The 14,837-nt window shown below is 59.6% G+C and carries 8 protein-coding genes and 1 pseudogene; 7 read left to right on the top strand and 2 right to left on the bottom strand.

Annotated features, from left to right (window positions below):
* Nucleotides 1-4,278 (top strand): annotated as a pseudogene (locus tag PMI28_RS00220) (LapA family giant adhesin); the annotation flags it as partial.
* Between the two features lie 146 nt (nucleotides 4,279-4,424).
* Nucleotides 4,425-4,763, top strand: a complete 339-nt coding sequence (locus PMI28_RS00225) for a hypothetical protein (protein ID WP_007992918.1) — start codon at nucleotides 4,425-4,427, stop codon at nucleotides 4,761-4,763.
* A gap of 45 nt (nucleotides 4,764-4,808) precedes the next feature.
* On the opposite strand, the gene lapD is transcribed toward PMI28_RS00225, so the two are convergent.
* Together lapD and lapG are read right to left on the bottom strand one after the other, a co-directional pair.
* Nucleotides 4,809-6,755, bottom strand: a complete 1,947-nt coding sequence (gene lapD, locus PMI28_RS00230) for a cyclic di-GMP receptor LapD (RefSeq protein WP_007992917.1) — start codon at nucleotides 6,753-6,755, stop codon at nucleotides 4,809-4,811.
* 14 nt (nucleotides 6,756-6,769) lie between these two features.
* On the bottom strand, nucleotides 6,770-7,462 hold the full coding sequence (gene lapG / locus PMI28_RS00235) for a cysteine protease LapG (protein ID WP_007992916.1): 693 nt from the start codon (nucleotides 7,460-7,462) through the stop codon (nucleotides 6,770-6,772).
* Between the two features lie 196 nt (nucleotides 7,463-7,658).
* On the opposite strand from lapG, the gene PMI28_RS00240 reads away from it, so the two are divergent.
* The 5 genes from PMI28_RS00240 to PMI28_RS00260 all read left to right on the top strand — a co-directional run bounded on the left by PMI28_RS00240 (nucleotide 7,659) and on the right by PMI28_RS00260 (nucleotide 14,715).
* The gene (locus PMI28_RS00240; protein ID WP_007992915.1) at nucleotides 7,659-8,369 is read left to right on the top strand and encodes a GntR family transcriptional regulator; all 711 of its coding nucleotides are present in this window, start codon (nucleotides 7,659-7,661) and stop codon (nucleotides 8,367-8,369) included.
* A gap of 728 nt (nucleotides 8,370-9,097) precedes the next feature.
* The gene (locus tag PMI28_RS00245; protein WP_007992914.1) at nucleotides 9,098-9,874 is read left to right on the top strand and encodes a DUF3050 domain-containing protein; all 777 of its coding nucleotides are present in this window, start codon (nucleotides 9,098-9,100) and stop codon (nucleotides 9,872-9,874) included.
* Entirely contained in the window at nucleotides 9,871-10,800 is a 930-nt protein-coding gene (locus PMI28_RS00250; protein ID WP_007992913.1) for a diiron oxygenase, read from the top strand. The genes PMI28_RS00245 and PMI28_RS00250 overlap by 4 nt, the downstream gene beginning before the upstream one ends.
* A 13-nt stretch (nucleotides 10,801-10,813) precedes the next feature.
* Nucleotides 10,814-14,224, top strand: coding sequence for a non-ribosomal peptide synthetase (locus PMI28_RS00255; RefSeq protein WP_007992912.1), 3,411 nt, complete (start codon nucleotides 10,814-10,816; stop codon nucleotides 14,222-14,224).
* A 23-nt stretch (nucleotides 14,225-14,247) separates the two neighbouring features.
* Nucleotides 14,248-14,715, top strand: a complete 468-nt coding sequence (locus tag PMI28_RS00260; RefSeq protein ID WP_007992910.1) for an SRPBCC family protein — start codon at nucleotides 14,248-14,250, stop codon at nucleotides 14,713-14,715.
* The last annotated feature ends 122 nt before the right edge of the window (nucleotides 14,716-14,837 follow it).

Below are 14,837 nucleotides of genomic sequence, written 5' to 3'. Positions count from 1 at the left end.
ACGCCAGTCACCGTGACCCTCGACAGCGGCAAGGTCATTACCATCGCCGTCGGCCAAAGCTCTGGCTCCCTGCCGGTGACGGTCGGCAACGACGTCTACAAAGGCCCGACCACGGTCACCGAGTCCATCAAGGACGCAGTCGGCGGCAACCTCGAAGCGATCAACCCGGTGAAGACCCCGGTCACCACCACGGTCACCGACGTCAACGACACCACCACGGTGACCCTGACTGCAACCCCATCGGTAAGCGAGAACGGCACGATCACGTATACCGCGACCATCACCGACAAGAATGGCGCCCCTGTCACTGCACATGACACCCCGGTCACCGTCACGCTGGACAGCGGCAAAGTCATCACCATCGCCGTCGGCCAGAGCTCCGGTACCCTGCCGATCACCGTAGGCAACGACGTCTACAACGGCGCTCCAACCGTTACCGAATCAATCAAGACTGCCAGCGGCGGCAACCTTGAAGCCCTCGGCACGGACAAGACGCCAGTGTCGACCAGCGTCAGCGACTTCAAGGACACCACCACTGTCAGCATCAGCGGCAGCGCCTCGGTAACCGAAGGCCAGACTGCGTCTTATACCGTCAGCCTGACTCATCCGGCCCAGACCGAAGTGACGTTGAAAATCGTCTACAGCGGTACCGCTGCCGACGGTTCGGACTTCACCGGTGTGTACACCGTGAAGATCCCGGCGGGTGCCAGCAGCGCCAACTTCAACGTCGCGACCATCGATGACAAGATCACCGAAGGCACCGAAAACTTCGTGGTCAAGATCGACTCGGCCACCGGTGGCAATTTCGAGAACCTGGCTGTCAGCCCGTCCAACGGCAGCGTCAGCACTTCGATCATCGACAACGATGCACCGCCAGTGCTGGACCTCGACGCCAATAACTCCAGTGGCGCCACCGGGGCCGATTACAAGGTGACGTTCACCGAAAACACGGCCGGTCCTGGCGTGTCGATCGGCGATACCGATCTGAGCATCACCGACCCGGACAGCACCATGCTGACCGGCGCAACGATCGTGCTGACCAACCGTCAGGACGGCGATGCGCTGAACCTGGGCAACAGCGTCAACGGCATCACCATCAATGCCAACAGCACCAATGGCACCGTCACCCTGACCCTGTCGGGCAACGCGACGCTGGCCGACTACATGCAGCAGATCAAGAACATCACCTTCACCAACAACAGTGAAGATCCGAGTACCGTGCCGCGCATCATCACCGTGACGGTGACCGATGGCAGCAACTACTCCAACACCGCGACCACCACGGTCAACGTGGTGGCGGTCAATGACGCGCCGGTCGCCGCACCGGTCAACGTCACCGGCACTGAAGACACGCCGCTGATCCTCGGCTGGTCGACCTTCGGTGTCAGCGACGTCGACAGTCCGGCCGCCGGCCTGGGCGTAAAAATCACCCAGTTGCCGGGCGAGGGCAAACTGCAGTACCTGGACGGCTCGACCTGGAAAGATGTCGCCACCAACCAGACGTTCAGCAAGGCGGATATCGACGCCGGCAAACTGCGCTTCACGCCGGATGCCAACGAGTCGGGCGTGGACGGATATGGCGGTACCGGCCTGGGCAACAACCAGGCTGACTACGCACAGATCAAGTTCCAGCCAACTGACGGCCAGGTGCAGGGCAATACCGGCACGATCAAGATCGACATCACCCCGGTGGCGGATGCGCCGACCCTGAGCGTTGCCGACAACAGCGTGAAGTCCACCGGGTTGATCAAGGAAGTCTGGACCGGTCTTTCGGGTCTGGGTACCAGCGGCAGCGGCGCGGACTCGACCACGCTGAAAAACGTGATCGACGCCGCTGGCACAGCGAATTCCAAAGGCACCGTGACCAACGTGCAGTCCGACGGTAGCGTGACCGCCGGTACGGCGTCGAAAACCTCCGGCCTGATCTACCTCGAAGCCGGCAAGACCTACACCTTCAGCGGTACCGGCGATGACAGCCTGTTGGTGACCATCGGCGGCAAGAACGTAGCCGCAATCACGTGGGGCGCGGGCGGCAACCTTAATGGTTCGTTCACCCCGACGACCAGCGGCTACTACACCCTGGACATCTACCACCACAACCAGAGCGGCCCGGGCAGCTATGACGTCAACCTGTCGGTCAATGGCAGCACGCCGATCGACCTGAGCAGTGCCGGCGTACCGATTTACACCGGCGTGTCGGATCTCGCGAATGCCGGTGTGACCGTGTCCGACTTGCATGGCACCAATGGCAAAGGCTACTACGACGGTTACAAACTCAATACCGGCGCCGAAGGCAGCAGTGTGAAATTGTCCGCCATCACCACCGCGCTGACCGACACCGACGGCTCGGAAACCCTGAGCCTGAAAATCAGCGGCATGCCGGTCGGCTCGGTGCTCACTGACGGCGCGGGACATACCTTCACGGTCACCACGATCAATGGCGAGGCCAACGTGACGGGCTGGAGCCTCGGCTCTCTGACCGTCACTCCACCAGCGTACTTCAACGGCCAGTTCAACCTGACCGTGACCTCGACCTCCACCGAGGCCCTGGGTGGTTCGGCCAGCAGCACTTCGCAGATTCCTGTGACCGTGTACCCGACGGTCTACAACGCCGTCACCGCCACCGCGGCCGATGACACTATCACCGGCACCGACGGCAATGACATCATGGTCGCCGACATCGGCGGCCTGACCGTAGTGCCAGGCACCAACTACAACATCGCGTTCATGGTCGACAGCTCCGGCAGCATGAGCTCCTCGTCGATCAACTCGGCCAAGGACTCGCTGACGTCGGTGTTCAATACCCTCAAGCAAAGCCTGGGCAGCAACTCGGGTACGGTGAACATCTTTCTGGTGGACTTCGACACCCAGGTCAACAAGTCGGTGTCGGTGAACCTCAAAGACCCGAATGCGCTGACACAGCTGAAGACGATTCTGGACTCGATGTCGTCCGGCGGCGGCACCAACTACGAGGACGTGTTCAAAACCACGGCCAACTGGTTCCAGAGTGCGGACGCCGTGGCCAACACCGGGGCGAAGAACCTCACGTATTTCATTACCGACGGCAAACCGACTTACTACCAGAGCGGCGAGTCGACCAACCCGACCCTGTATGGCAGCACAACACTCGATAGCCTGATCACCACCAGCAACTATCAGTTGGGTAAAGCGATCAGCCTGTTCCCCGACAGCACGCACCAGATTGACATTACTGCCTCGGGCTACGTGACGGTCTGGACCAAGAGCAACAATGGGAACGGCAATGGCAACGGCAACGGCAACGGTAATAACTGGTCATCCAAGGACTTCGGCTATCTGCATGCCCAAGGCGACGGCACCTACGAGTTTTCGGCTCGTGACGGCGACGGCAGCAGCACCGACGGGGACACCACCAGCAACTCCGGCAGCAGCTTTACATTGCTGAGCAACCTGTCGAGTGTCGAGGCCATTGGCCTGAACAAGGATGTGACGCTCAACGACCTGAAGCCGTACGACTCGGATCAAACGCCACAAACCAACATCGACCCGAAGGATCTGGCCAACTCGATCATCGGCCACACCGAGGCGACGATGCCGGGCAACGACACCGTCAGCGGTGGCGACGGCAACGACATCCTGTTCGGCGACCTGGTGAGTTTCAACGGCATTGCCGGCGAGGGTTACCAGGCGATCCAGGCCTTCGTGGCGCAGCAAACGGGCGTGGACGTCAGCAAAGTCACCACCAGCAATGTGCACCAGTACATCACCGAGCACTACACCGCATTCGATGTGTCGGGTGCCCATGACGGCAATGACACCCTGCTGGGTGGCGCGGGCAATGACATCCTGTTCGGCTCGGGCGGCAACGACAACCTCGATGGCGGCAAAGGCAATGACATCCTGCTCGGCGGCATCGGCAACGACACGCTGATGGGCGGACAGGGCAACGACATCCTGATCGGTGGTTCCGGTGGTGATACCTTCGTCTGGAAAGCGGGCGACACCGGCAACGACGTGATCAAGGACTTCAAGGCCAGCGAAGGTGACCGGATCGACCTGCGCGATCTGTTACAGGGCGAAACCGGCAGCACCATCGATAACTTCCTGAAGATCACCACGGTCGATGGTGTGTCGTCGTTGCAAGTCAGCTCGACTGGCCAGTTCAACTCGGGCAACGCCGCAGCCGCCACACCGGACGTGACGATCAAACTGGAAGGCAACAACTGGTCAAGCGCCAACCTGCACAACCTGATTGCCGGTAGCGACCCGACCATCAAGGTCGATCACAACAACAGCTGATGCAGGAAAACGGCCGTCCCTTATGGGGCGGCCGTCACGTTTGCGTCCACTGCCCGGTGACGATTTCGTCGCCGCGCCACATACTGGCGTGCAGTTGACCTATGCTGCTGACAGCACGACGCTGGCTCAATTCTGAGGGATGCTCAATGTTTTACGTGCAACGCGATGCGCAGGGCCTGTTGGTACGCGTGGAGCCCGCCGCCTACGCCGAGGCCACGGAAACGCTGCCGGCCGACCATCATGAAATCCAGGCCTGGTTTGCCAATGCGGCTGTGGAAAACAGCCTCAAACAGCTCAAGCAAAGTGACCTGGAAATGATTCGGGTACTCGATGACTTGATTCAGGTGTTGACCCAGAAAGGCGTGATCCGCGTCACCGACCTGCCAACAGCGGCCCAGGCCAAGCTCATGGACCGAAACCAGGCCCGTGAGGCCTTGGGTGGCTTGAGCCAATTGATCGATGACGAAGAGGCCGGGCTCATCTGACGCGCCCCTTCGATCATTCCCACGCCCTGCGTGGGACCGATCACATCAACCCCAGGGCTTGGGCTCGCCGAACAACTGGCCCTGCACACCGTATAGCCCCATTTCGCGAATCACCGACAACTCGCCTTCAGTCTCGACCCGCTCGGCAATCAGCGGCAAATCGATGCTGTGCGCCGCTCGCTGGATCGCCTCGATGAACAGGCGTTTGTCACTCTCCAGATCTATGGCCCGAATATAGCTGCCATCGATCTTCAAGTACGCCAGCCCCAGCCGTGCCAGGTTGCCGATCATGCTGAAGCGCCCACCAAAGCGTTGCAGGCTCAGGGAGAACCCGAGCTCGCGCAGGCGCCGGGTCAATTGCTCCAGCACCACCTGGTCTGGCAGTTGCTCTTCACCGATCTCCAGAGTCAGGCGCGGGCCAAGGCTGGAATGCGCACGCAGTATCTCGAAGATTTTGTTTTGCGCCTGCGGGTCGGCCAGGGTAGCCGACGACAGATTCAACGCCAGCGACTCCTCATGCCCGCTCATTTGCTCCAACACCTGTTCGAGCATCAGCCGATCCAGGCGCGCGGTCCAGCCGAAGCGCTCCAGCCATGGCAGGAAACGCCCGGCGGGAATGGTCTGGCCCTGTTCGTCGAGCAGTCGCGACAATACTTTGTAGTGCAGTACCAGTTGCGTGTCCTGGGCGGCCACTACCGGTTGGAAATACAGCTCGAAACGCCGCTGTGTCAGCGCCTGGTCGAGCATGCGATGCCAGGCGTGGTGATCGTCGCCGACACTGGCCGCAAGGCTGTGTTCGATACAAGCCCAGTTCTGCTCGCCTTGGCCTTCGGCCTGCGCCAGCGCCTGATCAGCGAGGCTGAGCACGGACTGCGGGGAGTCGCCATGAGCGAAAGGCGCCAGACCGATAGACGCCACCGCTGGCACATCGGTAGCGCCCGTTGCATGAAGACTGGCCAAGGCACTGTCGAGGTTCTGTGCCAGTTGCAGCGCCTCTTCGCGCACCAGCCCCGGTGCCAACACAGCAAATTCGCCGCCGCGGATACGGGTCACCAGGTTCTGGGTTTCCGGGTACCTGGCGCACTCACGAGACAGTTGCTCACCGACAGCCTTGAGCACTTCATCAGTGCGCTGGCCACCGAGACGCTGGTTGAGACCGGCCAGATCCTTGACCCGCAACAGCAGCAGGTAACCGGAACTGGCCTGCTCCGGGTTGCTCACCCGCGCATTCAGTTGCATCTCGAAATAACGCCGGTTGGCCAGCCCGGTCAACAAATCCTGATAGGACTCGACCCGTAGTTTTTCACTGCGTTCGGCCTGCTCCTGGAACAGCGCCTTGAGCTTCTCGACCATCTGGTTCATGGCCTGCACAACCCGGCGAAGCTCGGGGGTGCGCGGTAGTTCCGGCAGGCTGAGGAACTCCCGGCGGGCGATGGCGTGGGACTGTCTGACCATGTAATCCAGCGGTCGCAATTGCTGACGCAGCAACAGCGCGCCGAGTACCGCACTGACCGCGCCACATAGCAGCAACCAGCTCAGGCTGCCCAAAGCGCTTTGCCACAACTTGGCCAGTGCGAACATCGGGTGGCTGACCACCTCGACCCGGGCAGCCTGCTCCCAGCCACGGCTGACGATCGCATCACCACCGGCGGGCTCCAGGCCGATCAGTCTGACGAACCAGTCCGGAACGTTGTTCACCGCCGGAATGCCTGTGCGCTCAACCAGGGTCTGGTCGGTCTTCAGATCGACCACGCGGATACTCGCGTAGTAACCACTGTCGAAAATCGAGCTGACCAGCAACTCGACCATCGCCGGGTCGTCGATGTTCGGTGTCAGGGAAAGCGCCAGCGCCGTCGCGGCGTCCTGGGCATGGGAGCGCAACTGGTTGACGTACTGAGTACGCGAGCTCTCCAGACTGACCATGAAACTGCCGGTGAAAGCGACCACCAGGAACAGACAGATAGCAATCAACAGCTGTTTGAACAAAGACATCTGAGCGCGTGCTCCTAGTTATTCGTCTCGACCGGGAATCCTTCGGCCTGCATTTTTTTCAACACATCCTGCCAACGCGAAAGGCGTTTGGTATCGCCGACCTTTTTGTTGCCCTTGGCACCCGGCAACCACAACCCTTCTGCATTGAAAGAGTAGACCGGCAGCAAATCCTTCCGTTGGCTGGCCGGCTTGATTGCATCAATCAGGCTGTCGAGCACCAGGGGCTCGGCCTCCGGGCTTGAGTAGTAGGTCAGCACCATGTGCGCGCGGTTCTGAGTCAGTGCCTTGACATAGGTAATGCGCAACTTTTCACTGGCTACACCGAGGTGACGCAGGCTGAAGTACTTGGCAATAGCGTAGTCTTCACAGTCGCCGGCGCCTTTCCAGAGTGCTTCGATCGGAGTTTCCCAGTAGTCGACTTCGTGCCACAGGTCGATGTCTTCAACGTATCGCAACTGTTTATTGAAGAAGCGATTGACCACATTGAGTTGTTCCAGCTCGCCGAGCTGTTTTTGGCTGGCCAATAAGTATTGCCAATCATTAATGCGTTGCTGACCTTCTCCCAAAGGTCCGTACAATGCCTGCGCCCGCCGGCTGATCAGGGAAAAATCCCAATCGGCACTCAAGCTGCCCAGCATCACGCCTGCCAGCAGCAAGGCGCTGCACAACCAGCGTAAAATCCGGGGGATCGCTAAACTTGCCGCCAATGCGAAGCATCCAGGGTAAGCAGGAGGGAGTTGTTTGAATGGTGAAGGTTAGACCGGAAAAAAACAATGGCACGGTGAGATCACTGACGGCGCGCTAAACTGCAAGAAAGGCACTCGTTCGCTTGTTTGACAAGCCGTCAGTCAGTCACTAGTGTCATTTGGATCCAAAAATTTCCATCAATCATGGGTGCGTTTAGTGACACAAAAGCCCAACCCTCTCAGCAGTATCAAGGTCAATGGGCCGATTCCCGCACACGCGGCACGCTCGGTGATCGAAGAAACCCTGCGCTCGGCGATTCTCGACGGGCGCATTCCTTGCGGTGCGGCCCTGCGCCAGCAAGACCTCGCCGACCTGTTCGGCGTCAGCCGCATGCCCGTACGCGAGGCATTGCGCCAGCTCGAAGCACAATCGTTGCTCAACGTGGTTGCCCATAAGGGCGCCGTGGTCGCGCCACTGGTCCAGGGCGACGCCGTAGAAACCTACGCGCTGCGCATCCTGCTGGAATCCGAAGCCCTGCGCCTCTCGGTACCACTGCTCCAGGACGAAGATCTCGAACAGGCCGCCCGTTACATCGACGAACTGGAAACGGAAAACGACTACTCCAAAATCGGCCGGCTCAATCGCCTGTTCCACATGACGCTTTACAGCCGCGCTCCCAATCGCCGGCTGTTGAAACTGGTCGAAGACGGCCTGAATGAAGAAGAGCGTTTCCTGCGTTTCAACTTGGAGGCCATGGGCTTGGGCAAACTGTCCCAGGACGACCATCAGGCACTGTTGCGGGCCGCCGAAGACCGGGACGTCGAACGTTCCGTGAAACTGCTTGAGCATCACCTGAACCGAGGGGTCGAGGTCATTACGCGCTATCTCAACAGCCCTGAAGCCCAGGCCAGAAACAAATCGAAGTAACCCGTGGCGGCATACCGGGAAGCACACCGAACGGTGCATCCTCGCTTGCCGCACATTCCGCCGAATGTGCTCCGCGAATAATTTGATTACAAATCCCCTGCGCCCATTCCACTCGGCCCTCGCGGCGCCATACCACCCCCCAACGCCCCGCCGTCTTCAAACCTGACCATTGCAACGATTGCGTGATGCCTCAGTAATGGCGGCCGCCTCGATTTACGCCCACTCTGGGTAACCAGGACACCATAAAACGGGGGGATGCTCCGTGCGAATGGCGTAGCCCCCACCCCCAGAAACGAAGGAAGGAGCCTCATTACGGGAACGGAAGGATCGGCATCACTCGCGACCTGCTTCCACCCCTCAGACACCCCCTACGACGCCCGTTAAAAGTTACTTCGAGTGAGGTATTCACTCTTTATTTAATTCTGACCTAAATAGGCCGGAAGGAGTAACTACGCCAAAATAAAACTTATATAAAAAGTTTTATCGGAACTTATCACCCCTCAAAAAGTTGAATATTAAAATAATGTCAAAACAACTTGATTGACACTTTATATGTGTATTAGTTTTTCTTCGCTGCCAGCCACAAGCGACAGCAACGCCTCGACTACTCGGCATCCATAGCACTTACAAAGATCAATTCGTTTGAGGTACCCGCTCGCCACAAGAAAACTTCAAGCGAACTTCCGTGCTTGATTACTGCTCACCTCAAATCACTTACAGGCTCATCCATGAAACCAACTAAAGAACGTCTGATTCAAAAAAAATCCGAACTTAGCGAACACCCGATCTTCTCTGAAATACATTCGCTGCCGGCCCTGCGACACTTCATGGAAACCCACGTATTTGCCGTATGGGACTTCATGTCGCTGACCAAACGCCTGCAACAGGAACTGACCTGTGTGCAGTTGCCCTGGTTGCCGCCGCAGGATCCCCAGGCAGCGCGGTTGATCAACGAGATCGTGCTGGGTGAGGAGTCGGATGATCGCCCGGCCCAGGGTCACTACAGCCACTTCGAGTTGTACCTGGATGCAATGCGTGAAGTCGGCGCATGCACCGTTGCCATCGAACGCTTCGTGGCTCTGCAGCAAGAAGGTGTGAGCTACGACGTGGCCTTGCAGAGCGTCAACGTCGGGCCGGCGGCCGCAAATTTCGTTCGCCATACGCTGCATACAGCGCTGCATGCGCCGAGTCACAGTGTGGCGGCGGCGTTTCTGCACGGTCGCGAGAGCGTTATCCCGCAGATGTTCCAGCGCATCCTCGACGACTGGGGCATCGGCTTCGAGCAGGCGCCGACCTTCCGTTACTACCTCGAACGGCACATTGAGGTCGACTCCGAGGACCATGGTCCCGCGGCGGAAAAGCTCCTGTCGCGGCTGGTCGATAGCAACCCGCAACGGCAGGAAGACGTGTATGCCAGCGCCATCGCTGCCGTGGAAAGTCGTATTGCCTTGTGGGACGGGTTGCGCCTGAGCATGAGCGAATCCGTCACGGAGGTGAGCGCATGAACGCCGCCGACTACCAATCCTTCGCCGATGCCTGGGAAAGCCGCGCGACCATCCGCACCCGCCCGCGCCGCGTGCTGGAGAACGACGACAAACTGATCTACCCCTTGAGCCGCCAACCATTGGTGCTGAGCGAAACCTTTCTGCGCGAATGCCCTGAACAGCGCGACTTCGCCCTGGTGCAGACGCTCTACAAATTCATCAACGATGTGGTGATTTTCGAAACCGAGATCGTCGACAAAACCGCCCGCAGCATCGCCAAGAATCGCTTCACGGTCGAGTTCCCGTTTGCCTGCCGCTACGATGCCATGACTGTCGTGGTGGATGAGGATTACCACGCACTGGTGGCGATGGATTTCATGCAACAGACCATCGCCATGACCGGCATCGGCCCCATTGAATTGCCGAATGAGATCGAGCTGAGCCGAGCGATACCGGCGGCCGTGGCGCTCGCACCGGAGCATCTTCGTAGCGCCGTAGAACTGATCTGCGTGGCCATCGCCGAAAACACTGTGACCGGTGATGTCGCCGCTTTCGCCAAGGACGCCACAGTCAAGCAATCGATCAAGGGCCTGATGGCCGATCACTTGCTGGACGAGGGGCGTCACTCCGGTTTTTGGGCGCGACTTGTACGTATCTACTGGCATACCGCAAGTGCAGACGACCGCCAGTGCATTGCGCAGATCCTGCCGATCTTCATTGGCCATTACCTGACCAATGACATTCAGAAATCGTTCGACTTCCGCTTGATCGACGCGCTGCAGATCAACGACGTGGCACGCCACGCGCTCAAGAGCGAAATATCGGCACTGGCGTTCCCGATCAATCGCCATCACCCGCTGGTGGCCAACATCGTGCGGTTTTTCCACAGCAGTTCGCTGCTTGATTCGCCGTGCGTACAAACCGCCCTCAGCGACTACCTGGTTTGACGAGGAGCCCATCATGAGACGTCTCGACATCTTGCTCACCGGACAAAGCCAGGCCCTGACCGACCTGGCGCTGGAACTCGAACAACACGGTCACTCACTGACGCGGTTATCCGCACCCGGCGAAATGCCGGGACATGCGGATCTACTGATCGACGATGGCACGCCACTTCAGTTCACCATTCAGGCGCCACGACTGACATTGCAATGGGGTCTTGGCCTGCCGCAGGCCTCAGGCCTGCCATCGCTGGACTTGTTGTGCTGCCATGGCTCAACGCTGCTGACTCGAGTACCCATCGCCGATGAACCGTCGGGTAACGGCCAGGCATTGCGTACGCAGGCCATGACAACACTGGTTGACCACGTTGCGCTGCTGGTCAGCCGCTACTCGCGGGATGCCGACTATTTTCGACTCGCCGAACCTGTGGCACCTGCCCGCTTCGAGCGCATCGAGAGCCTGCGGTTCCTGGACAACCTCGCGTTCGTGCATCGCCTGAACGCCACAGCCGACCCACGACTGCAACAACTCGCGCAAACGCCGATGATCGAAAGGCTGGAACAACAATGCATCCAGAACGCTAACCGTCCGGCCTTGAGCATCGCCGGCAACACCTTCGACTACCGCCAGTTGCACGCCCACAGCCGCGCCATCCAGCAACGTCTGCCAGCGCTGCTGGATCAACATCAAGGCCCGGTAGTCATCGGGATTTGCCTGCCAAAATGCAGCGCGCTGTATGCCGGGATCCTGGCGATCCTGGGCAGCGGCGCGGTGTACTTGCCGCTGGAGCCGAACCATCCGCTGCAACGTCAGCAGTACATCCTGTCGAATGCCGGTGCAGTGTTGTTGCTGCATGACGGCGAGCATCCCCTGGCTAAAGAGATGCCGGGGCTGGACATCAGCAGCATCGACGTTCGTGACGCAGACCTCACTCAACCGTTGATGCGCCAACGTCCTGACCTCGATGCGCCATGCATGGCGCTCTACACCTCGGGCACCACCGGCCATCCCAAGGGTGTGCTGCTCAGCCAGGCCAACCTTGCACACTTCACCCATTGGTACGCCGACTATGTGCAGTTGACCTGCCAGAGCCGGGTGTTGCAGTTTTCTTCGTTGGGTTTCGACTCATCGCTTATCGACATCTTTCCGACCCTGTTGCAAGGCGCGGAGCTGGTCGTGCCCAACGAAGACCAACGCCGCGATCCGCTGCAACTGGTGGAGCTGATTCGTCATCGGCAACTGAGCCATGCCTTTTTACCGCCGGCCTTGTTGAGCATCCTGCCGCTGGAGCAATTGCAGTGCCTGGATCATGTGATGACCGGCGGCGATGTCTGCGAACCGTGGGTCATCGAGCAACTGAGCCATCAGGGCAAGCTTTACAACCTCTACGGGCCCACCGAAGCCACGGTGCTGATTACCGCGCGGCGACTACAGGCGGGCGACAACAACCGCTCGCTGGGTGCGCCGATCGCCAACAGCCAGGTGTTGATTCTCGATGATGACTTCCAACCGGTGGCCGAGCAGACCGTCGGTGAGTTGTACATCGCCGGCCCGGGGGTGTGCCTGGGTTACCTGAACAACCCGCAGCAAACCGCTGAACGCTATCTGGACCTGAACTTGCCTGATGGCCAGACCCTGCGCGTGTATCGCACCGGGGACATGGCGAAGTGGACGCCTGAAGGGATCGAGCTGTGCGGTCGGCGTGATAATCAGGTGAAGATTCGCGGCTTCCGGGTCGAGCCGGAAGAGATTGAGCGCTGCTTGCGCGACAGCCAGTTGTACCGCCAGGTTGCCGTGGTCATTGATAGCCAGCGACGGATTCTGGCCTTCCTCGCCCAACCTCAGGAAGACCTGCCCGGCAGCGCTCGCCAAGCGTTGAAGGCCCACGCGACACAGCAACTGCCGGACTACATGCACCCCGTTGCATGGACCGAGCTGACAAGCATGCCCTACGCCAGCAATGGCAAGGTCGACCGCAAGGCGCTGCTGGATCTGCCCGTGAGCGTCACCGAGAACCCTCTACGGCGCTTGCCAGCCAGCGCCGATGAAGCCCTGCTGCTGGACATCTGGGCCGAGTTGCTGGAGCTGCCGACGAGCGACATTTCCACTGACGAAAGCTTCTTCAACCTGGGCGGGCACTCGATTCTGCTGTCGCGCATGCTCTTGCGATTGCGCGAGGAGTTCGGGCGCAGCATCTCGATCAACCGTTTCATCGAACTGCCCACCCTCACGAAGCTGGCGACACTGGTACGCGGCTCCGGCAGCGAAGAAGTGCTGAGCGAACAGGCCATGAGCGATGCCTTCCGCGAACTGGATGTTCAGCCGCTGCCCGTCAGCCGCATGGGCGATGTGCATAAGGTGATCGTCACTGGCGCCAACAGTTTTGTCGGTGTGCACATCGTCGAGGCGTTGTTGGCCTGGGGTGCCAGTGAAGTCGCCTGCCTGGTTCGCGACGGCAACGGACAATCAGCGGACGAGCGCTTTGCCCAGGCGTTGCGAGAGAACCGTCTGGAGCATCTGGATATGAGCCGGGTACGGGTTTACGCGGCAGACATCACACGACCGGAACTCGGTTTGGCGGCTGAGGTTTACCAGCGGCTGGATCAGGAGTTTGGCGCACTGGTGCATAACGCGGCCAACGTCAATCACGTCCTCGATTACGAGTCGCTGGCGCGGGACAACGTCGAGCCGATTTTCGAGTGCTTGCGCCTGTGTGAAGGACGCAGCAAAAAAGTCTTCAATTTCGTCTCGACGCTCTCGGCCTCCAGCACGATATCCACCGACGGCCGAGTGCTTGAGTTGCCGGCCGCCCCGACTCCACCGATCTACATCAAGAACGGCTACAACCTGTCCAAATGGGTCGGCGAACGAATCCTCGAACGGGCACGGGAGCTTGGGGTGCGGGTCAATCTCTACCGCCCCGGCAATATCAGCTTCAACAGCCTCACGGGCGTGTGCCAGCCGCACAAAAACCGCCTGATGCTGATGCTCAAGGGTTCGATCCAGCTTGGCCAGGTGCCGGAATTCGTCTTGAACTTCGACTTGATGCCAGTGGACTTTCTCGCCCGATTCATCGCCTTCCACGCCAGTCGTTATCAGCCGGAACAGGCGGTGTTCAACCTGCACAACCCCGAGCCCCTGAGCTGGGACAACTACGTGGCGTCCTTCCGCGAGGCAGGACACGAATTCGCGATGGTCAGCGTCGCCGAGTGGCAACAGCAACTGGGCCGGGTCGACAGCGACAACGCGCTGTTCGGCGTGCTGGGTTTTTACCTCAACGGCTTCGAGGAGGACATCGGCGACATCTCGATGATCGGTCACGACAACGCCCAGGCCGGTGTTCGGCTGATGGGCGCGCACTACCCGCAAAAGTCTCCGGCGCTGCTGCGTCGCGGCTGCGACTACCTCAAAGAAATCAACTTCATCTGACTCAACCCAAACGGAGCAAAACCATGAGCACTCTGCAACCCGATACCCTGATCAAAAACCCTCAAGGCTGCCACGTGATGTCCTCGGTGGACGTGCCCGCCGATGCCGCGCAGGTGTGGAGCGTGGTCGGCAATTTTGCCGGTTTCGATCGTTTCATCCCCGCGCTGTCGCACATCGAGATGACCGGCGAAGGGGTGTCATCGCTGCGCAAAAAGTTCTTCAAGGACGGTAATCTGGTGGTCGAACAACTCAACTCCCGGAACGACCAGGCGCGGCACATGACCTGGACCACTATCTACAACACCTTGGGCGTGGCCAATCTGTGGGCTGCGATGAGCGTTGAACCACTGGGTGCGGGCAAGTCTCGAGCCACCTGGACCATCATCGCTGAACCGGCACAGGGCGGTGCCGAGGCGTTGCCGGGCTTCAAGGATTTCGTGCAGGGCTTTGCCGATGATGCGATGAACAACGTGCTGAAACTGTTTGCGTAAGACGTGAAAAAGCCCGTTGTGGACATGTTCCACAACGGGCTTTTCAGTACCCCCTGAAACGACAAAACCCCTGTCTGCGTTAGCAGACAGGGGTTTCGGGATTCAATCTTGACGATGACCTA

The organism is Pseudomonas sp. GM48 (assembly GCF_000282335.1).
GTDB lineage: Bacteria > Pseudomonadota > Gammaproteobacteria > Pseudomonadales > Pseudomonadaceae > Aquipseudomonas.
The sequence above is the reverse complement of the archived record's forward strand: the minus strand, read 5'-3'. Positions and strand labels throughout refer to the sequence as shown.